General features: G+C 52.4%; 14 protein-coding genes, 9 tRNA genes, 1 other RNA gene and 4 pseudogenes. 10 read left to right on the top strand and 18 right to left on the bottom strand.

The genetic code is table 11. The annotated features are described in order from the left end of the window. Positions 1–55: 55 nt before the first annotated feature. From HMPREF2954_RS09740 to HMPREF2954_RS09700, 10 genes and pseudogenes are all read right to left on the bottom strand, one after another. Positions 56–360 (bottom strand): annotated as a pseudogene (locus HMPREF2954_RS09740) (Arm DNA-binding domain-containing protein). Positions 361–650: 290 nt separating this feature from the next. Continuing rightward, a tRNA-Leu gene (locus HMPREF2954_RS09735) sits at positions 651–740 on the bottom strand. Positions 741–764: 24 nt separating this feature from the next. Then, positions 765–842: transfer RNA gene (locus tag HMPREF2954_RS12735), tRNA-Cys, on the bottom strand. A 10-nt stretch (positions 843–852) separates the two neighbouring features. After that, positions 853–926 (bottom strand) — tRNA-Cys (locus HMPREF2954_RS09730). A gap of 27 nt (positions 927–953) precedes the next feature. Next, positions 954–1029: transfer RNA gene (locus HMPREF2954_RS09725), tRNA-Gly, on the bottom strand. Between the two features lie 22 nt (positions 1030–1051). Continuing rightward, positions 1052–1127: transfer RNA gene (locus tag HMPREF2954_RS09720), tRNA-Gly, on the bottom strand. Positions 1128–1166: 39 nt separating this feature from the next. Then, a tRNA-Gly gene (locus tag HMPREF2954_RS09715) sits at positions 1167–1242 on the bottom strand. A gap of 26 nt (positions 1243–1268) precedes the next feature. Further along, positions 1269–1344, bottom strand: a tRNA-Gly gene (locus HMPREF2954_RS09710). Positions 1345–1430: 86 nt separating this feature from the next. After that, positions 1431–1991 carry a CDP-diacylglycerol--glycerol-3-phosphate 3-phosphatidyltransferase gene (pgsA, locus tag HMPREF2954_RS09705; protein ID WP_003744331.1) on the bottom strand — a complete coding sequence of 187 codons (561 nt, stop codon included), beginning with the start codon at positions 1989–1991 and terminating at the stop codon, positions 1431–1433. Between the two features lie 101 nt (positions 1992–2092). Beyond that, positions 2093–2638 carry a hypothetical protein gene (locus HMPREF2954_RS09700; protein ID WP_045072297.1) on the bottom strand — a complete coding sequence of 182 codons (546 nt, stop codon included), beginning with the start codon at positions 2636–2638 and terminating at the stop codon, positions 2093–2095. A gap of 152 nt (positions 2639–2790) precedes the next feature. Here HMPREF2954_RS09700 and HMPREF2954_RS13095 point away from each other — a divergent pair. Then, positions 2791–2901 (top strand): annotated as a pseudogene (locus HMPREF2954_RS13095) (IS5/IS1182 family transposase); the annotation flags it as partial. A 180-nt stretch (positions 2902–3081) separates the two neighbouring features. Here the strand turns inward: HMPREF2954_RS13095 and HMPREF2954_RS09695 are convergent. Beyond that, on the bottom strand, positions 3082–3651 hold the full coding sequence (locus tag HMPREF2954_RS09695) for a FixH family protein (RefSeq protein WP_003744335.1): 570 nt from the start codon (positions 3649–3651) through the stop codon (positions 3082–3084). 3 nt (positions 3652–3654) lie between these two features. Further along, the gene (ccoG, locus tag HMPREF2954_RS09690) at positions 3655–5166 is read right to left on the bottom strand and encodes a cytochrome c oxidase accessory protein CcoG (RefSeq protein ID WP_045074196.1); all 1512 of its coding nucleotides are present in this window, start codon (positions 5164–5166) and stop codon (positions 3655–3657) included. Between the two features lie 519 nt (positions 5167–5685). Between ccoG and tkt the strand changes: the two genes are divergently transcribed. The 6 genes and pseudogenes from tkt to HMPREF2954_RS09665 all read left to right on the top strand — a co-directional run bounded on the left by tkt (position 5686) and on the right by HMPREF2954_RS09665 (position 11356). Then, entirely contained in the window at positions 5686–7665 is a 1980-nt protein-coding gene (gene tkt / locus HMPREF2954_RS09685) for a transketolase (protein ID WP_045074193.1), read from the top strand. After that, complete coding sequence (locus HMPREF2954_RS13410) at positions 7662–7820, top strand: hypothetical protein (protein ID WP_168165603.1); 159 nt, start codon at positions 7662–7664, stop codon at positions 7818–7820. Before tkt ends, HMPREF2954_RS13410 begins: the two co-directional genes overlap by 4 nt. 243 nt (positions 7821–8063) lie before the next feature. Beyond that, positions 8064–10075 (top strand): annotated as a pseudogene (locus tag HMPREF2954_RS09680) (LTA synthase family protein). A 159-nt stretch (positions 10076–10234) separates the two neighbouring features. Next, positions 10235–11014 (top strand): peroxide stress protein YaaA, encoded by a 780-nt coding sequence (gene yaaA, locus HMPREF2954_RS09675; RefSeq protein WP_045074189.1) that lies wholly within the window; start codon positions 10235–10237, stop codon positions 11012–11014. Between the two features lie 80 nt (positions 11015–11094). Continuing rightward, a tRNA-Ser gene (locus HMPREF2954_RS09670) sits at positions 11095–11185 on the top strand. Positions 11186–11266: 81 nt separating this feature from the next. Next, positions 11267–11356: transfer RNA gene (locus HMPREF2954_RS09665), tRNA-Ser, on the top strand. A gap of 228 nt (positions 11357–11584) precedes the next feature. Here HMPREF2954_RS09665 and HMPREF2954_RS09660 read toward each other — a convergent pair. The 4 genes from HMPREF2954_RS09660 to dld form a co-directional block, all read right to left on the bottom strand. Continuing rightward, positions 11585–11755, bottom strand: coding sequence for a rubredoxin (locus tag HMPREF2954_RS09660; protein ID WP_003757556.1), 171 nt, complete (start codon positions 11753–11755; stop codon positions 11585–11587). Positions 11756–11840: 85 nt separating this feature from the next. Then, on the bottom strand, positions 11841–12929 hold the full coding sequence (locus tag HMPREF2954_RS09655; protein ID WP_045074186.1) for an acyl-CoA dehydrogenase family protein: 1089 nt from the start codon (positions 12927–12929) through the stop codon (positions 11841–11843). Positions 12930–13083: 154 nt separating this feature from the next. Further along, on the bottom strand, positions 13084–13632 hold the full coding sequence (locus tag HMPREF2954_RS09650; protein ID WP_045074184.1) for a carboxymuconolactone decarboxylase family protein: 549 nt from the start codon (positions 13630–13632) through the stop codon (positions 13084–13086). 264 nt (positions 13633–13896) lie between these two features. Next, on the bottom strand, positions 13897–15588 hold the full coding sequence (gene dld, locus HMPREF2954_RS09645; protein WP_045074182.1) for a D-lactate dehydrogenase: 1692 nt from the start codon (positions 15586–15588) through the stop codon (positions 13897–13899). Between the two features lie 545 nt (positions 15589–16133). On the opposite strand from dld, the gene HMPREF2954_RS09640 reads away from it, so the two are divergent. Beyond that, the gene (locus HMPREF2954_RS09640; protein WP_045074180.1) at positions 16134–17459 is read left to right on the top strand and encodes a sugar porter family MFS transporter; all 1326 of its coding nucleotides are present in this window, start codon (positions 16134–16136) and stop codon (positions 17457–17459) included. Positions 17460–17520: 61 nt separating this feature from the next. After that, positions 17521–17628, top strand: a pseudogene (locus HMPREF2954_RS13085) (IS5/IS1182 family transposase); the annotation flags it as partial. A gap of 48 nt (positions 17629–17676) precedes the next feature. On the opposite strand, the gene ffs reads toward HMPREF2954_RS13085, so the two are convergent. Beyond that, positions 17677–17773, bottom strand: an RNA gene (gene ffs / locus HMPREF2954_RS09635) — signal recognition particle sRNA small type. A gap of 333 nt (positions 17774–18106) precedes the next feature. On the opposite strand from ffs, the gene HMPREF2954_RS09630 reads away from it, so the two are divergent. Beyond that, positions 18107–21940, top strand: a complete 3834-nt coding sequence (locus tag HMPREF2954_RS09630; protein ID WP_070689114.1) for a DUF3683 domain-containing protein — start codon at positions 18107–18109, stop codon at positions 21938–21940. A 375-nt stretch (positions 21941–22315) separates the two neighbouring features. Here the strand turns inward: HMPREF2954_RS09630 and HMPREF2954_RS09625 are convergent, their stop codons facing one another. Beyond that, positions 22316–23977, bottom strand: a complete 1662-nt coding sequence (locus HMPREF2954_RS09625; protein WP_045074176.1) for an electron transfer flavoprotein-ubiquinone oxidoreductase — start codon at positions 23975–23977, stop codon at positions 22316–22318. Positions 23978–24203: the final 226 nt, after the last annotated feature.

Here is a 24203-nt window from a genome sequence, read left to right as displayed (position 1 = left end):
ACCGTATTGTCTGATTACGCCCGATTTGACGATGAGCTACTGTCCTATTTTGATTTTAATTGACTATATTACTGACAGCGGCTTGCCATTCGCGTTTTTCCTGTTGCTTGGCTTCGCTGGGGTCTTGTCCCGATGCAAGCAAGCGGCGGGCGTTTTCAGCAGCTTGGCGGGCTTCCACTAGTGATACGGTCGGATATTTGCCGATTGAAAGCGTTTTCCGTTTGCCTTTATGCGAAAAATCACCCCCCATAACTTCCCGCCGCTCGTATTGATATACAGATACAAGCCCTTGCCGTCATTCAGCTTAAACGGTTTTTCGGCAGGCTTGGTGTTTTTGATTTGTCGGTCGTTCAGCTTCATTTTTACAGTATTTTTCAGATACCGCAAAAGATACCGTAAATTTTAGGTTGATTCAATTAGGCAGAAATAGGCAGAATTATATGATGTATAGTAGATTAACTTTAAACCAGCACGGCGTTGCCTCGCCTTGCTGTACTATCTGTACTGTCTGCGGCTTCGTCGCCTTGTCCTGATTTAAATTTAATCCACTATAAAGATACCGAAACCAGTGAGAAGCCTTGTCTTTCTTGGCTTTGGTTTACGGTGTTAGGCTTCGACAGGCAAAAAAATAACCGCTCTAAAAGCGGTTGTGGTGCCCGGAGCCGGAATCGAACCGGCACGGCCGGTTTAGGGCCGACGGATTTTAAGTCCGTTGTGTCTACCTATTTCACCACCCGGGCGTAGACTGTTTTATATTGAAAATTTGGAGGCGGGGGCGCGGATTTGAACCGGCCTATATAAGGGTTGCACCCCTTATAGCATAAACACTCTGCCACCCCGCCATGAAATGAGTGGAGGCGAGAGTCGGAATCGAACCGGCGTAGACGGATTTGCAATCCGCTGCATAACCACTTTGCTATCTCGCCAAACAAACTACCAAGTAGTGTTCAAACTGGAGCGGGAAACGAGTCTCGAACTCGCGACCTCAACCTTGGCAAGGTTGCGCTCTACCAACTGAGCTATTCCCGCATATCCAAATGTGCCTGAACGATGGAGCGGGAAACGAGTCTCGAACTCGCGACCTCAACCTTGGCAAGGTTGCGCTCTACCAACTGAGCTATTCCCGCATCGGAGAAACTTTATAGCAACTTAAGACAGGATTCGTTTGGAGCGGGAAACGAGTCTCGAACTCGCGACCTCAACCTTGGCAAGGTTGCGCTCTACCAACTGAGCTATTCCCGCATGGGACACATCTGAAAATTAAACTGTGGAGCGGGAAACGAGTCTCGAACTCGCGACCTCAACCTTGGCAAGGTTGCGCTCTACCAACTGAGCTATTCCCGCCGAATGTCTGTTTCTTGCTGCTGTTTCTGAAGAAGACGCAATTATTATGGATTTAAAACTTGTCGTCAAGGGGTTTGTTTTATTTTTTATTTGATTTCCTGCCACGCCATTTTCAGATAATAGAACATTGACCAGAGGGTTAATACAGATGCGATAAACATCAATATGTTACCTGTCAGGTAAAAAATATTGTCAAATCGATTGGAGGCTAAGAGCAATAAAAATATGGCAACCATTTGCGCGGCGGTTTTAAATTTGCCGATCGTGGCAACGGCAACACTGCTGCGTCTGCCCATTTGCGCCATCCATTCCCTCAAGGCGGAAATGGTGATTTCCCTGCCGATGATGATAATGGCGAAAATAACATAAGTACGGCCAAGGCTGACCAGCAGCAATAATGCGGTCGCTACCATCAATTTATCCGCAACAGGATCGAGGAATGCGCCGAAATCGGAAGTTTGCTTCCAAAGCCTTGCTAAAAATCCGTCAAACCAATCGGTTACGGCTGCGAGTGCGAAAATGATAGCAGCAGTCCAATTGACGGTTTCCGGTGCAATCCACCCTTTTGGCAGGAAAAACAGCAAAGTAAAGACCGGAATCAGCAAAACGCGCATCCAAGTCAGAAAAATCGGTATGTTCCAAGGCATGATTTACCTTTGATGTGGTTATGATAGTTAATTTGCCTATTATAACGGACTTGTCTGTCTGAAAGCATATGTTTTAACCATCTTTCAGACAGCAAAAGCCTTCAAGTCCGTTTGTTTTTTCGATAAAACCTGCATTTAGGCAGCCATTCTTTTTGGCACGGGTCGTCGATAAACGACTTTAAAATCTTTTGAAAGGTTTGATTTTGGGCGTTGTATATGTTGCCTTTTAGATAACACGACGCGTAATAATGCGCCAATAAATCCGCCTGCTGCTCCATATTCAGCATACCGAAATGATAAATATCAGACAGATTGGGATAGAGATAGGCACGGCGGCGGCGGTAGCCTCCGCTGACGAACAAAAACAATCCGCCCAACCAGGTTTTAAATCCTTGCTGGTACTGCCAAACATGGGTCAATTCATGAATCATCCATATTTGATGGGACTCGGAAGCGAGGGCAAAGTCGTCAGGACAGTTATTGCGCGGGAAATAGATGTTCCCGTTGGGCGAAACGGCAACCTGCATGGTCGGCAGGCAAGGAATGCCTTGATAGATTTTGACGCGGGCGTAATCAATGCTGTCGGCAAAAATCAGCTTTGCCATTTTGATTTCGTTGTCCGTCAGCCTGCGCCAGCGTTTGCTCATACCTTGTCCTTGTTACTTTCATGACGACCGGGGTCGTCTGAAAACGGTTATCCTGCCTTAGCAGTCATTCAGCTACGTTTACAACCGATACTGCCCTACCCGCTTTATAGTGGATTAACTAAATCAGGACAAGGCGACGAAGCCGCAGACAGTACAGATATAGTGGATTAAATTTAAATCAGGACAAGGCGACGAAGCCGCAGACATTACAGATAGTACGGCAAGGCGAGGCAACGCCGTACTGGTTTAAATTTAATCCACTATAGTACGGAACCGATTCACTTGGTGCCTCAGCACCTTAGAGAATCGTTCTCTTTGAGCAAAGGCGAGGCAACGCCGTACTGGTTTAAAGTTAATCCACTATATTTGCACCAACATCATCACAAACCTTACAACATGAAGGTCGTCTGAAATTTTTCAGACGACCTTTTGAGCCTGTCAAACTATTGTCCTGAATCTTTCGGCTTCTGATTGGCGTTCTCAAACAACTTGTTCATAGGGGTCAGATTGATTGCATTGCCTTGACTGACTATCCATTTATCCTCCACCCGCCAAACACCCGAGGTATCTTCCACGCGCAGATACCAGTGGTTGGTCGGCGGCAGGGGTTTGAAAGTCGCTTCATACTCCATACGACCGTTTTGGATTTCCGCACTGACGGGGTGCAATTTGACGGTTTGGTCTTCCGATTTTTTAGTCGGGTGCATCAAAAGGAGATTCAAAGGCTGCTTGGGATCGAATTCCCCACTGACAAACACTTTGGCCGCATCCTTATCCGGACTGATCAGCACTTGCACCTGCATATGCCGCTTCACTGCCTCTTCATCGCGGTGAAGCTGGATGTCGATGTGTTTGCCGTCTTTGTAATAGTCGTCCGTTACCAAATCGGTTGCATGTTCTTTGGCGACGAAGAACATGGCGACACTGGCAATCACGACGAAAATAGGACCCGCCATCAACACCCACGGCCAAATGTGTTTGTACCAAGGTTTGACTTGTTTTTGCTCGGACACGTTTTATTCTCCGATAAAGGTTGCTTCTTCTTCCAAGATAGTAGGTTTGCCATCTGCTTTGCCGGTTTCGCGATAAGTGAAGGTAAACTCAATCGGATGGCTGCCCTTGTCGGCGTATTCGGGAATGGTGGAAACTTGGACAGGGATGGTCAACGTTTGGCGCGGTGCGATTTTCACGCCGCCTTCCGGCAATCCGGTCAGGGCAATTTCTTCAAAGCCTTTGACTGCCGCAGTCATCACTTGTTCGTTTTCACTATTGTTGATAATGCGCAGGTTGTATGCGTTTTCCAGCCAACCTTTGCTGTTTTCGCGCACCATCACGCCGCGGTCTTTCAAAATATCGACTTCGACCATTTTGCGGGTGGAAAGTCCGACCAAGAAAGCAATAATAACCACCAGCAAAACAGCGCCGTATCCCGCCACACGCGGACGTTTCAAGCGTTTTTTGATGTCGCTTTCAGGATATTCGTGTTCCAACGCGCCTTCGGTCGTATAGCGTATCAGGCCGCGCGGATAACCCATTTTGTCCATGATTTCGTCGCAGGCATCAATACACGCCGCACAGCCGATACATTGATACTGCAAACCGTCACGGATATCGATACCGACGGGACAGACCTGTACGCACATGGTGCAGTTGATGCAGTCGCCCAACCCGCTGTCTTCTTTATTGGCGGTTTTCTTGCGTGCGCCGCGCGGTTCGCCGCGTTCGGTATCGTAAGAAATAATCAGCGTGTCTTTGTCGAACATCGCGCTTTGGAAGCGTGCATACGGACACATATGCAGGCACACTTTCTCACGCATAACGTGGGCAAAGAAGAAGGTCATGAAGCCGTAAAACGCTGCGGCAAACATTGCGCCGCCGCCCGCCGCTCCGGCAAACAAGTCGGGAACGAACTGGCGGATCGGGACAAACCAGCCCGCAAAGGTAATGCCTGTCCACGCGCAGACAAGGAAAATCAGCAGGGCTTTAGTTGCTTTGATGCGGATTTTAGTAAAATTCCACGGCGATTTTTCCAGCTTCAGGCGTTTGTTGCGGTCGCCTTCGACCAAGTTGTCGATCCAAAGCATGATTTCGGTGTAAACCGTCTGCGGGCAGGAATAGCCGCACCACAAGCGTCCGGCAATCGTCGTCCACCAAAACAGCCCGAAGGCGCAAATCATCAGCAGCAGGGCAAGGTAAATCAAGTCGCCCATACCCAGCGACAGCCCGAAAATGAAGAAATGCCGGTCCGGAATATTGAAGAGTACCGCCTGACGGTCGCTCCAGTTGAACCACGGAATCACATAAAACACAAACTGCGTCGCCAATACGGCGGCTATACGCAATTTGGCGAACCGCCCTTCCGCTTTTTTCGGATGGATGCGTTCGCCTTCGGGATGGATTTGGATGACGCTGGATTTGGGTTTTGAGGGTTTGGGCGGAGCGGTTTTTGCCGGTTTCTCGGACTGCTCTTTCGGGGCAGCGTTTTTTTCTTCTGACACAGCGTTTTCGGCTTGGTTTTCTGTTGACATTTTTCAGTGTTCCTTCGTGTGTTTGCGCGCAGGTCTTTTATTCTGATTACTGGTTTGATTGGTTTTTCAGACGACCTTTTATATGCGTCGGAATCATATCATTTGAACTTGACCAAAGCAAAAAGCCCTACTTGGCTTTTATATGCCACCCGTTTTGATTTTTCTGTTGTCCGAGTCCGAAATCGGCGATATTCAAGCAGTTGCATATAACCAATGACGCTATGCTTATAGTGAATCGCTATATCTCTGATAAAAATTTATAAACTACTGTTTCAAAACGGAATAACAGTTAATCTCATCTGCTTTGCCTGTTTCAGACGACCCCTTATGCGGACAATTTTTAAAACAGGACAATGCGAAACCGATGCCGTACTGGTTTGAAGTTGTCCTTCCGATAGGCGGAAAGGTCGTCTGAAAGACGCCCGCATCCTTGAAAGCCTGCCCGAATCGGGCGATAATCAACGGGATTTTCTTTACCGTTATTACCGTTTCAAACCAATACAGCAAGGAAGGTACAAAATGTCTCAACTGGCAAACGCAATCCGTTTCCTCTCGGCCGATGCCGTTCAAAAAGCAAATTCCGGCCACCCCGGCGCGCCCATGGGTATGGCGGAAATGGCGGAAGTATTGTGGACGAAATTCCTTCACCACAACCCCGCCAACCCCAAATTCTACAACCGCGACCGCTTCATCCTCTCCAACGGCCACGCGTCCATGCTGTTGTACAGCCTGCTGCACCTGACCGGCTACAACCTGAGCATTGAAGACTTGAAAAATTTCCGCCAGCTGCACAGCAAAACCCCCGGCCACCCCGAATACGGCTACACCGACGGCGTGGAAACCACGACCGGCCCGTTGGGACAAGGCATTGCCAACGCGGTGGGTATGGCATTGGCGGAAAAAATCCTTGCCGCCGAATTTAATAAAGACGGTTTGAACATCGTCGATCACTACACCTACGTCTTCATGGGCGACGGCTGCCTGATGGAAGGCGTATCGCACGAAGCCTGTTCGCTCGCCGGCACTTTGGGCTTGGGCAAACTGATTGTTTTATATGATGACAACAATATTTCCATCGACGGCAAAGTAGACGGCTGGTTTACCGAAAACATCCCGCAACGCTTTGAAAGCTACGGCTGGCACGTCGTTCCCAACGTAAACGGCCACGACACCGCCGCCATTCAAGCCGCCATCGAAGCCGCCCGTGCCGAAACCGGCAAACCGTCTATTATCTGCTGCAAAACCTTAATCGGGAAAGGCAGTGCCAACAAAGAAGGCAGCCACAAAACCCATGGCGCACCTTTGGGCGCGGACGAAATCGAAGCCACGCGCAAACATTTGGGCTGGACTTACCCCGCCTTTGAAATTCCGCAAGAAATTTACGACGCATGGAGCGCGAAAGAACAAGGCGCAAAATTGGAAGAGGAATGGAACGAGCTGTTCGCGCAATACCAAGCCAAATATCCTGCCGAAGCCGCAGAATTCGTGCGCCGCATGGATAAAAAACTGCCGGACAATTTCGATGCCTACGTTCAAACCGCATTGAAAGAAGTGTGCGCCAAAGCCGAAACCATCGCCACCCGCAAAGCCAGCCAAAACAGCATCGAAATTTTGGCTAAAGAGCTGCCCGAACTGGTGGGCGGTTCTGCCGACCTGACCCCGTCCAACCTGACCGACTGGTCAGGCAGCGTCTCCGTTACCCGCGACAAAGGCGGCAACTACATCCACTACGGCGTGCGCGAGTTCGGCATGGGTGCCATCATGAACGGCCTTGCCCTGCATGGCGGCGTGAAACCCTTCGGCGCGACTTTCCTGATGTTCAGCGAATACGAACGCAACGCCCTGCGTATGGCGGCGCTGATGAAAATCAACCCCGTCTTCGTCTTCACCCACGATTCCATCGGCCTCGGCGAAGACGGCCCGACCCACCAACCCGTCGAGCAAACCGCCACCCTGCGCCTGATTCCGAATATGGACGTATGGCGTCCGTGCGACACCGCCGAATCGCTGGTGGCATGGGCGGAAGCGGTAAAAGCCAAAGACCATCCGTCCTGCCTGATTTTCAGCCGTCAAAACCTGAAATTCCAAGCGCGCAACGAGCAACAACTGAACGACATCAAACGCGGCGGCTACGTCATCAGCGAATCCCAAGACAACGCCCAAGCCGTCATCATTGCCACCGGTTCCGAAGTCGAGCTGGCTCTGGAAGCGCAAAAAGCCCTCGCCGCGCAAAACATCGCCGTACGCGTCGTGTCTATGCCGTCCACCAACGTATTCGACCGCCAAGACGCCGCCTATCAAGCCGCCGTCCTGCCCGAAGGCCTGCCGCGCATCGCCGTAGAAGCCGGACACGCCGACGGCTGGTACAAATATGTCGGACTGAACGGCGCAGTCGTCGGCATCAACCGCTTCGGCGAATCCGCCCCTGCCGAACTACTGTTCAAAGAATTCGGCTTTACCGTGGACAATGTGGTGGATACTGTGAAATCAGTGTTGTGAACGGCAGCCATCGCATCAAAGGTCGTCTGAAAACGGAAGATGAAGGTTTTCAGACGACCTTTTTCCTTTATAGTGGATTAACTTTAAACCAGGACGGCGTTACCTCGCCTTGCCGTACTATCTGTACTGTCTGCGGCTTCGTCGCCTTGTCCTGATTTAAATTTAATCCACTATAAAACTGCCCAAACCGGTTTAACAAAAATCCAAATACCCATACAGCGGCGCAACCCTTCCTACATAAATGAAGTAGCGCAGAAATGTCGGATAAAGCGTCGTCTGAACCCCTCCTATTCCCGATAATCTTTTGCCATATCTTGAAAACCACACCGCTAAACCGTAAAATTACACCTTACTAAATTTGATATAAATTTACATCCAACCTATCTTACCCGCCAATTATGATGACCCGCCTTACCGCCTATCGGAAACCCTCCTCATCTGCCTGATTTTATGGGCATCCATCGTCGCCGTTTTCTCCGCCGAACGTTTCTTCATGCTGCACCATTTCGTTTCAGACGACATCCGCAGCCGTTATACGGGCGATTTGGCGGCTTTGTTTGTCAAAGGGCTGTTGTTCGACATCAAAATCGCCTCCGTTGCCGCCGCCTTCCCCTTCCTGATCGGGCTGTTCGGACTGGCTACGCAGAAAACCGCCGCCTTTACCCTACGCCTCCTGCCTACCGTCGCAACCGTCCTTTTCCTGACCGCCTTTGCCGCCGCGCTGGGCAACTGGTTCTATTACAGCGTTTACGACCGTCAATTTGACGTCTTCGTCTTCGGGCTGGCGGACGAAGACACCCGCGCTGTCCTGAAAACCGTCTGGTCGGACTATCCCGTCATCCCCTGTCTTGCCGCCTTGATTGCCGCAGCTTTCGTTTTCGGCAAAATCTTCAGCCTCATCCGCCGCCGCACCCGCTTTCAGACGACCTCATGGGGGAAAACCGCTTGGATTGCCGCCGTCCTCTTACCCATCCTCGCGCTTGCCGCAGGCATACGCGGCTCGTTCGGCAAATTCCCCCTGCGTCAGACCGCCATGCAGATTTCCGCCGCACCGCAAATCAACAAACTCGTTCCCAACGCCCTGACCTCCCTAAGCTGGGCAGTCAACGAATACCGCAACAGCAACGACTTCCATCCCGTCTCCGACGAAGACGGCAGCCGGCTCATCAGTACCCTGCTCGATAAAAAAACCGACGCCGACTTGACGCAGCTCTTTGCCCAAACCGCCGCAAACGCCGCCGTCGAAAAACACCGTCCCAACGTCGTTCTCACCGTCATGGAAAGCATGAGCGCGCATCTCTTGAACATGGACAATCCCGAACGGGACCTCTTGGGCGAACTGGGCAAACACTGGCAGCAAGACTGGGTGTACCGCAAATTCGTTTCCGAAGGAGACGGCACCAGCGACACCCTGCACCGCTTCTTCGTCCGCAGCCCGCGCCTCAACCTCAGCCAATCCCTTGCCAAAAACAAAACCTTCCCAGGCAACATGTTCAAACCCTATCTCGATGCCGGCTACCGCGTCGTCTATATTACGGCAGGCAACGGCGGCTGGCGCGATTTCGACACCTTCCTGCGGCACTTGGGCGTCAACGAAATCATCGATGAAAACACCCTCAAAACCCACTATCCCGAAGCAAAATCCGACACATGGGGCGTGCCCGACGAATTCATGTTCCGCTATGCCGAAGAAGAACTCGCGCGCGCCGAAAAAAACGGCACGCCCGTATTCATCATGATGATGTCCGTGACCAACCATCCGCCCTACCGCCTGCCCGCGCCGCATCAGGCGAAAAACTTCCGCTTGGACGAACAAGAGCAGAAACGCCTTGCCAACCTCGCCTCAGGCAAAGAGCTGAATGAAATTTTCAACACCTTCCGATACAGCAACGACCAACTCGGCCGCTTTATCGGCAAAGTGAAAACCATCGCGCCCGACACCATTATCGCCGCCACCGGCGACCACAATATGCGCGCCATCGGCTATCCTGAATCCGCCGATGCCGCACTCGGCCACAGCGTCCCCTTCTACCTTTACGTTCCACAAGCCTACCGCGGCAGCGCCGAATACCATCCCGAACGCGCAGGTTCGCACAAAGACATCCTGCCGACCCTCTACAACTTAAGCCTATCCAAATCGCGCTACTACCAAACCGGCTGCAACCTCACCGCCCCGCAACCCGATTCCGCATGGTGCGGCTACGGCTACAACCCCGAAGTCATCATCACCGAACGCGGTTTCTATCATCAACACAGCAAAGCATTCCACAAATGGGACAACAAAAACATCCAAACCGCTGAAAGCCGCCCAAGCACGCCGGATAACGAAGACCAAGCCATTATCCGCCGCGCCTCGGCATATACGCCGTTTCTTGAATGGCAGATCAACCGAATTATCAGCACCCAATAAATCCGTTTATCGCCAAAGGTCGTCTGAAAAGTTTCAGACGACCTTTTTATATCCATATAAACCGCCTTTGCTATAACGGCATTTACTTCACTTATCAAACTTGCCCATAAAACATTTTAAACCTACAATGCCGCTGTTTATCACATCTCCGAGTCCATCATGTTCTTCGTCCTTTCCCCCGCCAAAAACCTCAATGAAAAAGACCCTGCGCCCGTCAAAGAATTCACCCAACCCGACCTCTTGGCTGAAGCCGAAATCCTGATGCGCCAACTGCGTGAACTTGCCCCGCAGCAAATCGCCGAGCTGATGCACATTTCCGACAAAATCGCCCTCTTAAACGCCGAGCGCAACGCCGAATGGCATACGCCGTTTACCCCTGAAAACGCCAAACAGGCAGTCTTTATGTTCAACGGCGACGTTTACGAAGGCATCGCCGCAGACACCCTCAAACCCGAACAAATCCAATATCTGCAACAACACGTCCGCCTGCTTTCCGGCCTCTACGGCATCCTGCGCCCGCTGGATTTGATGCAGCCCTACCGTTTGGAAATGGGAACGGCGTTTGCCAACACGCGCGGTAAGAACCTGTATGAATTTTGGGGAGACATCATCACCGACCTGCTGAACGACACCCTTGCCCAAGCAGGCAGCGACATATTGGTTAACCTCGCTTCGCAAGAATATTTCAAATCCGTCAACACTAAAAAACTCAAAGCCCGCCTGATTACCCCCGTTTTCAAGGATGAAAAAAACGGCAAATACAAAATCATCAGCTTCTACGCCAAACGCGCGCGCGGACTGATGGTACGCTACGCGGCGGAACATAATATTACCGACCCGGAAATGCTGAAAAACTTTGATTACGAAGGCTACTCATTTAACGCAGCCGCGTCTAACGAGTCCGAATGGGTGTTCATGCGCAAAGAACAAACCAAGTAAAAACAAAAAACTAAATATTCGCCTTAAAATTTCGCTTGGCAAACCCGACAAATTTCATTATTATTCCCGCTTCAAGAGACGGAAGCGTGGCAGAGCGGTTTAATGCAACGGTCTTGAAAACCGTCGAGGGTTGATAGCCCTCCGTGAGTTCGAATCTCACCGCTTCCGCCATTTCTTGAAAATAGAAAAACCAAATAAAAATGAAGTGAAGCCCAGCCAACAGCATTTTTATTTGGTTTTACTTTATTCTACGGAAACGTGGCAGAGAGGCTGAATGCAGCGGACTCGAAATCCGCTGAGGGTGCAAATCCTCCGTGGGTTCGAATCCCACCGTTTCCGCCAAACCGGACAAGAAGCCGCTGCAAAAACAGCGGCTTCTTGTTTTTCTCCTGAAGTCTCCCTCAATAAAACCCCTCCTCGGATTGTTAAAACAAACTCAAACAAGAAGTAGCCAAGCCTTATCGTTTACTTCTGTTTATCCATCCGAAAAATGAAAAAGCTTCATTGAAAAAGGTCGTCTGAAACCGTTTGACCCAACGTTTTCAGACGACCTTTTCAGTTTGTCCAAAGCTATATCACGAAGTCCAGCAGGTAAAAGTCTTCTTTGCCCACGCCGCATTCGGGGCATTTCCAATCGTCGGGGATGTCATCGAATTTGGTGCCGGGGGCGATACCGTGTTCGGGATCGCCGAGGTCTTCGTCGTAAATCCAGCCGCAAGGGCCGCACATGTATTGTGCCATGGTGTGTTCCTTCTAATGGTTGAGGTCGTCTGAAAACGGTCGGCAAAAGGTTTTCAGACGACCCCTTGTTGGTCTGTTTCAGCCCTTATGCCGCTTCCAGCGCCGCGATTTCTTTGCGCAAGTGTTTCAACGCGGGGGTAACGATGGCGACAAACATGGCTTCGCGGACGCGGCGTTGGGCGGGGCTGCGCATGAGGTAGCCTTTGGCGCCGGCGTGTAAGGCGGCGGATTGGGCGGCGGCAAGCGTCAGTTCGGCGGCGGCGGCGCGCAGTTTCAACGTGGCGAGGTTGTCGGGCGTGTTGTTCCAAGCCAAGTCTGCCAGCCGTTCGGTGGTTTGCCATGTTTCGTCCAAGGCGGCTTTGAGGCTGTCGTAACTGTCGTCGAGATAGCTGTTGACCTCGGCGTTGACGACGTTGGCGATGCGGATGATGCCGAGGCTGCCGTCGATCACACCCGCGCCGATGCCGATTTGCAGCAGGATGAAGCCGGACTTGATGGAGGCGATGTAGTCGGAGAACTGTTCGGGCGCGGCGATCACGTCTTCGTCAGGGATGAATACGTCTTTGAAGTTCAGGCTGAACGTGCGCGTGCCTTCGAGGGCGCAAAATTCGGGGCAGGCTTGCAGGGTCACGCCTTCCCATTGTCCGCCGGTGATGAACATGACGTAGCCGTCGCCGATTTGGGCGGTATTCGCCCAGATGTGGTCTTCGCCGATGTTGGATACCCACGGCAGCGCGCCGTTGACTTTGTAGCCGCCGTCCACGCGCTCGGCTTGAAGGTTGTGTTTTTCAATGCCGGCGAGGTGTTTGACGGTATTGGACATGCCCGTACCCGCCAAGACTTTGCCTTGCAGGATGTCGGCGAGGTATTTGTCTTTGACGGCTTGGTTGGGTGTCTGGTGCAGATACCAAGCGCAAGCCGCCTGACACCATGCGCTGAACGAGGTCGCGCCGCATTCTTTGCCGACTTCGCGCAAGACGGCGATTTGCGTCGCCAAACCCAAGCCGTTGCCGCCTTCCACTTCCGTACCGACTGCGCCGAATCCGCCGATGGCGCCGAGTTCGCGCATAAAATCTTCAGGATACAAGCCATTGCGGTCGATTTCGTCCACTAAGGGTTTGAGTTTGGTTTTGACGAGTTCGGCAACTTGAGACAATAAGGTTTCACGGTTCATGGTCTTATCCTTGAAAATGTGTGCGGACGGCGCGGGGAGGGCGTTCCGTTGGAAAGGGGAGGCAGTCCGTTACAGGGACGGCGTTTTTGAAGAAGGTCGTCTGAAAACAGGCAAACGGTTTTGCCGCCGCTTTTCAGACGACCTTGGGTCAGAATCAGGCGAACGCCTGCAATTCAGGGTTGATTTCTGTTTGCGCGACGTTGTTGACGTAGTTGCACAAAGTCGCCAAGGCAACGCCCATTACGACTTCGACAGCCTGCTGCTGGTTGTAACCGGCGTCGAAGAAGGCTTTGAGTTCGGCATCGGATACCGCGCCTTTTTTCGCCATCACGGCTTGGGTGAACGCAGCGAGCGCGCCCAGTTTGGCATCGTCAAACTCGCCCGCCGCCAACGCGCGCGCGGCTTTGATGGATTGCTCGGACAGGAGTTTTTTCAGGGTTGCCAGCTTGGTGTGGCCTGCCACGCAGAAACCGCATTCGTTGGTGCGGGCGGCGATGATTTGGATGACTTCGATTTCACCGGGAGTCAGGCTGTTGGCGGCGTTCAGTTTGCCGACTTCTTGATAAAACGCCAACGCTTCGGGCGCGTTTGCCAATACGCCAATGAGGTTGGGGATGAAGCCGTTGTTTTTCAGCGCGGCTTCGACGCGGGGTTTTGCTGCTTCGGGAGCGGTTTCGACGGTGTGTACGGTTAAGCGTGCCATATTGGTTTCCTTTTTATTTGCGATTTGTCAAAAGATGGAGGGCATAGTAGGGAAACAAATCCCAAAGTTGAAAGACCTGATAATTATTTTGATAAAACCAATAGTTATAAACAGCCAAGAAATTGATTAGATTTATATAATTATTTAATTACATCGATAGTTTTAAAAAATAGGTATAAATGGAAAAAAAATCAAAAAAGGTCGTCTGAAAACCGAATACAGTTTTCAGACGACCTTTCATTCACTTATCCAATCCTAACCTTATCATTCAGCCCAGTTTTTCTTCTTACTGGTCTTACCTATGCCCGGATTGAAACTGTTGGTCGGGTCGAGTTTGCGGTAGAACTGCTTGAGCGCGGGTTTCGCTTCGTATAAATGACCGACATTGTGTTCGGCGGGATATTGCGCGCCGCGTTGGTCTAAAAGATGCAGCATTTCGTGTTCCAATGCCATGCAGTCGTTGCCTTTTTTGATGATGTAATCCTGATGGAAAACGTGGCACATGAAATGTCCGTAGTAGAGCTTGTGGATGATTTTATTGTCGATTTCCGACGGTAGTTTTTCAAACCAGTCGCGGTCGTCGCGGCGCAGGGCGATGTCCAGCGCGACCAAATCTTCCACTTCATCATCATGCACGGCGCGGTAGCGGATGGCGGCGGAAGCGACAGCAAAACGGTGCAGCATGGCGGCTTGGGTTTCTTCGGCGGTGCATTCGAAAAACGCGCCGCCGTGGTGCGCAAAATACTCTTTCAGGAACGAGCGCGCTTCATCGACGCCTTTTCCGCCCATTTTCAGAATTAAATGGTGTTCGTATTTGTCGCGGTAATCGCGCATGGATTTGGGCAGGTGGTCGGGCAGATATTTGCTGACGAACTGCATGACCTTGTCGGAAAAATGTTTGGGCAGAAAGCTGACTTTTTTGCCGAATCGGTCAACTTTGGCTTTGAAATCAAATAATTTCGGCAGTTGGTGCGTACCGAATTTCTTAATGACATAGAACGTGTCTTTGCCGTACACGTCGGCAATATCGAAAGCGTCGCGATGGATATACTCACCGGAAACGGGCAGGCTTTCAAATTCGCCCAAGGCGGCGCGGCGGATGTCGGTCAGTTCGTTGATGTCGTTGGTGCCGATGTAGAACACGGCGGTTTGTTTCTCTTGCGGGAAAGTGTCCAAGCGGACGGCGAAAACCATCAGTTTGCCCGCGCAGCCGGACGCTTCGTAATGGCGCGCCGGGTCGGCATTGAAACGCGCGGCGGTCGGTTCGTCCACTTGGCGTACATGGTCGCAATAGGCGTGGTCGTGTCCTTTGCCCGCGTCTTGCATGATGTCTTTTCTTTGATAATGATGGCCTTGAAGATTGGTCAGGATTTCTTCGGGCGTGTCGCCCAAATCTATGCCCAAATGGTTGACCAGCTCCAATTTGCCCTCTTCGTTGATTTGGGCGAACAGCGCCATTTCCGTGTAGGCCGGGCCGCGCTGCACCAATGCGCCGCCGGAGTTGTTGCACACGCCGCCCAAGACGGACGCGCCGATGCAGGATGAACCGATGACCGAATGCGGTTCGCGCCCCAAAGGTTTCAGCAGCAATTCGAGCTGGTTCAGGGTCGAACCGGGCAGGCAGACGACTTGTTCGTTGTTGTTGATGGTTTGGATGATGTTCATCCGCATGGTGTTCACAATCACGATGTCGCGGTCGTAATCGTTGCCGTCGGGGGTCGAGCCGCCCGTCAAACCGGTATTCGCCGCCTGCGTAATCACAATCACGTCCGCTTCGACGCAGGCCTGCAAAATTTTCCACATTTCCAGAACGGTTCCGGGGCGCACCACTGCCAACGCCCTACCCTCGCCGAAACGGTAGCCTTGGCGGTATTGTTCGGTTTTCGCGGGGTCGGTGATGATGTATTTTTCGCCGACGGTTTGAGTCAGGCTGCTGATTAATTGCGAGGCGTTCATGATGCGCTCCTGATGGGTTTGTTTATGGTTCTCCCGGGGAGATATATATCTGCGGGAAACGCAGGCAATCGACCCGATATATCGAAATGAAAATATTGTAGTAACGCAACAAAGTAAAGTAAAGGTCGTCTGAAGGCAAATTTTTCGAATCGCCCCGATATTTTGACCGAATGCCGTACCATCATCTGAAACACCCCTCAACAAAAAACCTTATTCAATCCAAGCTTTGGCTTTCAGACGATCCTATCCCTTTCCGGTGCAAACTTTGTGAATAATCAATTTTGACACTGATAGCGTCTTGCCAGCCTATGAGTTTTAAAACATAATGACCCGGCCTTTTATCAATAAAAAATGCTTCTCAACAATAACATCATTCTTCAGAAAGCCGCGCCTTTCTATTCTTCCAACTAAAATCTCCCGCGCGTCTTGCCTGATGGCACGTTACTAAAACCGGCTGAAAACAGAAGTTTTGCCGCTCCGCTTTCCGTTTATACGGAGCGCGGCGGGTAGGGTTTTCTTAACTGTCAATCAAGTGAGGACGCTTCATGAATCAGTCAAAACTTCTCAGATGGTCCATTACGGTCGCGCTGGCGGGTTTTCTGTTCGGTTTCGATACCGTCGTGATTTCCGGTGCCGATCAGGCATTGCAGGAATTGTGGAAAAGCCCGGATTGGTTCCACGGCTTGGTCGTTATGTCATCTGCGCTTTGGGGGACGGTCATCGGTGCGCTCTTTGGCAGCATACCGACCGATAAATTCGGGCGTAAAAAAACGCTGGTTGTCATCGGCGCGTTGTATGTCGTCGGCGCGCTCGGTTCTGCCTTGGTCAACGACCCTTATTCCTTCGCCTTCTTCCGCTTCATCGGAGGCTTGGGCATCGGCGCATCGACCATTGCCGCGCCTGCCTACGTTACCGAAATCGCGCCTGCCGAAAAACGCGGACGCTTGGTGGCGATGTATCAATTCAACATCGTCTTCGGTATCCTGATTGCCTATCTTTCCAACTATATTTTCTCCGGTCTGAATTTGGGCGAGAACACTTGGCGTTGGATGCTGGGAGTACAAGTCGTCCCTGCCTTGATTTATACCGTCATGGTGTTGAGCATTCCGCTTTCGCCGCGCTGGTTGGTGATGAAAGGGCGTATCGACGAAGCGCGCAAAGTGCTTGCCTTGGTCAATCCTGATGCGGACATTGAAGAATTGGTCGCCTCCACCCGCGAAGACAGCGGTAAAAAAGAAAGCCTGTGGCTGAAAAAATACCGCCTGCCTGTTTTACTGGCATTCCTGATTGCGTTTTTCAACCAAATGTCGGGCATCAACGCCTTCCTCTACTACGCACCGCGTATTTTTGAAATCGCAGGTTTGGAAAAAAGCGCGGCCTTGGGCGGCAGCGTGGGCGTGGGTTTGGTCAACCTGATTTTCACTTTCGTCGGCTTGGCATTAATCGATAAATTCGGCCGCCGCCAACTGATGTATATCGGCTCGTTCGGCTACATCATTTCGCTCGGTTTGGTGTCGCTTGCCTTCTTCCTCGGCTGGAAAGGCATGGCGGTTCCGCTCTTTTTCTTCCTCTTTATCGCCGCACACGCCATCGGTCAGGGTACGGTGATTTGGGTGTTTATCTCCGAAATTTTCCCCAGCCACCTGCGTGCACAAGGTCAGGCGTTGGGCAGCTCGACCCACTGGGTGCTTGCCGCCGCCATTCCCGCCGCCATTCCGTTCCTGTTCGGCAGTATCGGAGCGGGCTGGGTATTCGTCTGCTTTACGGCGATGATGGTGTTGCAGCTCGTCTTTGTGATGACGATGATGCCGGAAACCAAAGGCGTGCCTTTGGAGGAATTGTCCAAATCGCTGATTAAAGAAGATGTTTAAATCGACATGAACGAAAAGGTCGTCTGAAAATGTTCAGGCGACCTTTTCCCATCCCGGATTTTATAGTGGATTAAATTTAAATCAGGACAAGACGACGAAACCGCAGACAGTACAGATAGTACGGCAAGGCGAGGCAACGCCGTACTGGTTTAAATTTAATCCACTATACAAAAGCAAAAACACCGAAGACCAATCCATCTTCGGTGTTTTTTAATAGGGTGGCGAGCCAGACCCCCGGCACTGACGCATCGGAGTGGGCTGCTGGCTTCCGCCCCTGACCCGGTGTTCCGAATTACCATGCGGGGAGACCCGCCGTAAGAGAGTGGCATTATAACTGTTTTACGGGAAAACTCAAGCGCGGCGGCGTCAAAGGTCGTCTGAAAAGTCTTTTTACCCTAAAATTGTCAACAATATCTGCCTTTTTGAAAATTATTCCTATTGAAACATTTTTCGCCTTTTCCGTTGAAAAACATCGGAATTTAAACTACATTATCGCTTTTCCCACGAGTTGTCTGATTGTTTTAAAAATCATTTTAACTTCGTTGAAGCTGCGCTTTCAGACGACCTTTTCATAAAAATACGGCGAAATCATGCCGCAGCTTTGCGCAGTTTCGCCGTACCAATAATCATACGGACACACCGCCACCATGACCACGACTACCGCCCCGCAGCGTATTCGGGAAATTCCCTACAACTATACTTCCTACACCGACCGCGAAATCGTCATCCGCCTGTTGGGCGATGAGGCGTGGCAAATCCTGCAGGACTTGCGCGGACAGCGCAGGACGGGGCGTTCGGCGCGGATGTTGTTTGAAGTGTTGGGCGATATTTGGGTGGTCGTGCGCAATCCGTATCTGGTCGATGATTTGCTGGAGCACCCGAAACGCCGCGCCGCGCTGGTACGCGAAATGCGCCACCGTTTGAACGAAATCCGCAAACGCCGCGATGACAATCCGCAAGTCGATGTATTGGTTGCGGCGGCGGAAAAGGCGGTCGAGCGTTTTGACGGCAGCTTTGACGAAACGCGCCAAAAGCGGCGGCAGATTTTGGAGCGTTTGAGCAAAATCACCAAGCCGCACAATATTATGTTTGACGGGCTGGCTCGGGTAACGCACGTTACCGATGCGACCGACTGGCGCGTCGAATATCCGTTTGTCGTCGTCAATCCCGACACAGAGGCGGAAATCGCGCCTTTGGTGCGCGCCTTAATCGAGCTGGATTTGGTCATTATTCCGCGCGGCGGCGGTACGGGATATACCGGCGGCGCCGTGCCTTTGGATGCGATGAGCGCAGTCATCAATACGGAAAAGCTGGACAAGCATCGCGGCGTGGAATTTGTCGAACTGGCGGGTTTAAACGGCAAACATCCGATTATCCATTGCGGCGCGGGCGTGGTAACGCGGCGGGTAGAAGAAACCGCGCATCAGGCGGGTTTGGTGTTCGCCGTCGATCCGACTTCCGCCGATGCGTCCTGCGTAGGCGGCAATGTGGCGATGAACGCGGGCGGCAAAAAAGCCGTGTTGTGGGGTACGGCGTTGGACAACCTCGCCTACTGGCAGATGGTCAACCCGCAGGGCGAATGGCTGCGCATCGAGCGCGTGCGCCACAATTTCGGCAAAATCCACGACGAAGAAACCGCCGTGTTTGACATTCACACGCTGGATTCAGACGGCCTCAATATTGTTAAAACCGAACGCTTGGAAATCCCCGGCCACAAATTCCGCAAAGTCGGTTTGGGCAAAGACGTTACCGACAAATTCTTGAGCGGCCTGCCCGGCGTGCAGAAAGAAGGCACGGATGGCATTATCACCAGCGTCGCCTTCGTGTTGCACACCATGCCGAAACACACGCGCACCGTGTGTATGGAGTTTTTCGGCACGGTTGCCACCGCCACGCCTTCTATCGTCGAAATCCGCGATTTCCTGCTCGCCCACGACAGCGTGCGGCTGGCGGGTTTGGAACATTTGGACTGGCGTTATGTCCGCGCCGTCGGCTACGCCACCAAAGCGGCGGGCAAAGGACGGCCGAAAATGGTCTTGCTGGCAGACGTGGTTTCAGACGACGAAGCCGCCGTACAGGCAGCCGCCGAACACATCTGCGAACTTGCCCGCGCCCGCGACGGCGAAGGCTTTATCGCCGTGTCGCCCGAAGCGCGCAAAACCTTCTGGCTCGACCGCAGCCGCACCGCCGCCATCGCCAAACACACCAACGCCTTTAAAATTAACGAAGACGTGGTGATTCCTCTGGAGCGGCTGGGCGAGTATTCGGACGGTATCGAACGCATCAACATCGAGCTTTCCATCCAAAACAAACTCACCTTGTGCGCCGCATTGGAGCAATATCTGTCGGGAAAACTCCCCATCGACAAAATGGGCACGGACCTGCCGACCGCCGAACTTTTGGGTGAACGCGGCAAACACGCCCTTGCCCACGTTTCCGCCGTCAAAGCGCGTTGGGACTGGTTGCTCGCCCATCTCGATACGCCGCTTGCCGACTACAAAGCTCGCTACGGCGCAGCCGTCCATGCCGCGCCCGAAGCCAAAGACGACGAGAGCTGTTTTACCGCCTTCCGCGATTTCCGCCTGCGCGTGTCCGTCAAAGAGGACGTAATGAAACCGCTCGCCGAAATCTTCAGCGGCAAAACCGACACCAAAATCATCGAAGGTTTGGGCAAAATCCACGCCAAAACCGTGCGAGGGCGTGTCTTCGTCGCCCTGCATATGCACGCCGGCGACGGCAACGTCCACACCAACATCCCCGTCAATTCAGACGACGCCCAAATGCTTCAGACCGCCTACCGCTCGGTCGAACGCATCATGAAGCTCGCCCGCTCGCTCGGCGGCGTGATTTCCGGCGAACACGGCATCGGCATCACCAAGCTCGAATTTCTGACTGATGAAGACTTGCAACCATTTTGGGACTACAAAAACCAAGTCGATCCCAAACACACCTTCAACCGTCACAAACTGATGAAAGGCTCGGACTTACGCAACGCCTACACGCCGTCTTTCGAGCTTTTGGGCGCGGAATCGCTGATTATGGAGAAATCAGACCTCGGCACCATCGCCGATTCCGTCAAAGACTGCCTGCGCTGCGGCAAATGTAAACCCGTCTGCTCCACCCATGTTCCGCGTGCCAACCTGCTGTACAGCCCGCGCAACAAAATCCTCGGCGTGGGGCTGTTGACCGAAGCCTTCTTATACGAAGAGCAAACCCGCCGCGGCATTTCCATCAAACACTTTGAAGAACTCATGGACATCGGCGACCACTGCACCGTGTGCCACCGCTGCGTCAAACCCTGCCCCGTCAACATCGACTTCGGCGACGTTACCGTAGCCATCCGCAATTATCTTGCCGATTCCGGCCACAAACGCTTTGCACCCGCCGCATCGATGGGCATGGCATTTTTGAACGCCACCGGCCCGAAAACCATCAAAGCCCTGCGCGCCGCCATGATACAGACCGGCTTCCCCGCGCAGAATTTCGCCTACAAAATCGGCAAACTCCTGCCCGTCGGCACCAAAAAACAAAAAGCCGAACCCAAAGCCACCGTCGGCACCGCACCGGTCAAAGAACAAATCATCCACTTCATCAACCGTCCTTTGCCCAAAAGCGTGCCCGCCAAAACACCGCGCTCCATGCTCGGCATCGAAGACGACAAAAGCATCCCCATCACCCGCAACCCCGCCGCGCCCGAAGATGCCGAAGCCGTGTTCTACTTCCCCGGCTGCGGTTCCGAACGCCTGTTCAGCCAAATCGGACTCGCCGTCCAAGCCATGCTCTGGCACGTCGGCGTACAAACCGTCCTGCCGCCCGGCTATATGTGTTGCGGCTATCCGCAGGACGCGGGCGGCAACAAGGCAAAAGCCGAGCAGATGAGCACCAACAACCGCGTCGCCTTCCACCGCATGGCGAACACCCTCAACTACCTCGACATCAAAACCGTCGTCGTCAGTTGCGGCACCTGCTACGACCAGCTCGAAAAATACCGCTTTGAAGAAATCTTCCCCGGCTGCCGCATCATCGACATCCACGAATACCTGCTCGAAAAAGGCGTACAGCTGAACGGCGTGAAAGGTCAGCAATACCTCTACCACGACCCCTGCCACACGCCCATCAAAACCATGAATGCCACCCAAATGGCAAGCAGCCTCATGGGGCAGAAAGTCGTCTTAAGCGACCGCTGTTGCGGCGAATCCGGCATGTTCGCCGTCAAACGTCCCGACATCGCCACCCAAGTCAAATTCCGCAAACAGGAAGAAATCGAGAAAAACCTCAAAGAGCTGCCGCAGGGCGAACCCGTCAAAATGCTCACCTCCTGCCCCGCCTGCCTGCAAGGACTGAGCCGCTACGCCGACGACAACGACATGCCCGCCGACTATATCGTCATCGAAATGGCGAAACACATCCTCGGCGAAAACTGGCTGGACGAGTTTGTGAAAAAAGCCAACAACGGCGGCGTGGAGAAAGTGTTGCTGTAAGGCGTACGGTTTTCAGACGACCTCAAAGGTCGTCTGAAAACCGTCATTCATTAAATCGGCGGAGAGACTTTGGAAGGTTGGAGTAAAGACTGTTTTGATGAACCAAGTCGCCGAAAGCAGTTTGATAAATTTCCTTTATCTTCCAAAGTTGAAAAGGGGACGGTTCAGGATTTGGGTTTTGCCTGTGAACTCTGTATTCCCATCTCCTTTCTTTCAGACGACCTTTACGTTTTAAGCAGATAAAATCCTATCCCTTCTTCAACACTTTCCGACTATGAAAAAAGGTCGTCTGAAAACCTTAAACCAAGATTTTCAGACGACCTTTTTTATCCGGCGCGGCAAATGTTTGCAACTTAGCCCAAGCTACCGCCGAACCTACATCCCGCCGTAATTCGGTCCACTCGCACCTTCGGGGCAAATCCAAGTAATGTTTTGCGTCGGGTCTTTGATGTCACACGTTTTGCAGTGCACGCAGTTGGCGGCGTTGATTTGCAGGCGCGGGCTGCCGTTTTCTTCAACGATTTCATACACACCGGCCGGACAATAGCGCGTTTCGGGCGAAGCGTATTCTTTGTAGTTCACGTCTATCATCGTTTGCGGATTTTTCAGCACCAAATGGTCGGGCTGATTTTCTTCGTGCGCGAGATTGGCGAGGAAGACGCTGCTTAAGCGGTCGAAGGTCAACACGCCGTCGGGTTTCGGATAATCAATCGGCTTGCACGCGGCGGCTTTTTTGAGCTGCTCGTTGTCTTTGCCGTGATGTTTCAAGGTCCACGGGGCCTTGCCTCTGAAAATCATCTGGTCGATGCCGGTATAGATTGAACCGAGGTAAACGCCCCATTTGAATGACGGACGGACGTTACGCGCAGCGTAAAGCTCTTGATACAGCCAGCTTTGTTCGAAACGTTGCTGATAATCCGCTGCCTCTTTGCCGCTATCGAAACCCTCCACTTCTTCAAGGTTTTCCAACAAGGGGAACACGGCTTCGGCGGCGAGCATGGCGGATTTCATCGCGGTATGAATGCCTTTGATGCGCGGCATATTGAGGAAACCTGCCGCATCGCCGATTAAAACGCCGCCTTTGAACGAGAGCTTCGGCAGGCTTTGCAGACCGCCTTCAATCAGCGAACGTGCGCCGTAAGCAATGCGGCGGCCGCCTTCGAAGGTTTTACGGATTTCGGGATGGGTTTTGAAGCGTTGGAACTCTTCAAACGGCGACAGATAAGGGTTTTGATAGTCCAAACCGACCACGAAACCGACGGCGACTTTGTTGTCGTCGAAATGGTAAACAAACGCGCCGCCGTAGGTTTGACTGTCCAGCGGCCAGCCCGCGCTGTGTATCACCAAGCCGGGCTGATGTTTTTCAGACGACACTTCCCAAATCTCTTTGATGCCCAAGCCGTAAGTTTGCGGCTGGCTGTTTTGGTCGAGTTCGAAGCGTTCGATGACTTGTTTGGAAAGCGAACCGCGGCAACCTTCGGCAAACAGGGTTTGCTGCGCCCAAAGCTCCATGCCGGGCTGGAAACTGTCGGTCGGCTCGCCGTCTTTGCCTACGCCCATATTGCCGGTCGCAATGCCTTTGACCGAACCGTCTTCGTGATACAGCACTTCGGCGGCGGCAAAGCCCGGATAGATTTCCACGCCCATATTTTCCGCCTGCTCCGCCAACCAGCGCACGACTTCGCCCAAGCTGACGATGTAGTTGCCATGATTGTCAAAATTAGGAGTAACGGGCAGATTGAACGCCTTTTTCTCCGTCAGGAACAACACTTTGTCCTGCGTTACCGCACGCGTCAGCGGCGCGCCTTTTTCTTTCCAGTCGGGAATCAGCTCATTCAGCGCAATCGGATCGATGACCGCACCCGCCAGCGAATGCGCGCCCGCCTCAGACCCCTTCTCCACCACGCAAACGCTGATTTCGCTCCCGTTTTTTTCGGCAAGCTGCTTGAGTTTGATGGCGGCGGACAAACCCGACGGGCCTGCGCCGACAATCACGACATCGTACTGCATACTGTCGCGGGTGATGGATTCTGTCATGGCGGTTCCTGTATGTTTATTATTGAATTGAAAAGTCGCGATTATACAACGGGAACATATAGTTACCAAATACAACAAAGGTCGTCTGAAAACCATATTTTCGGTTTTCAGACGACCTTTGCCGGAATTTCAATCAGCACGCCGCCATTTTACCTGCCCGACCGCAAATTCCGTCTGACGTTTCGGACTGCGTGAGACCTTTGCAAAATTCCCCAAAATCCCCTAA

The sequence above is a fragment of the Neisseria sp. HMSC067H09 genome, from assembly GCF_001814135.1.
Classification (GTDB): Bacteria; Pseudomonadota; Gammaproteobacteria; order Burkholderiales; family Neisseriaceae; genus Neisseria.
Note: the sequence above shows the minus strand (reverse complement) of the source record. Positions and strands in the feature narration are given on the sequence as shown.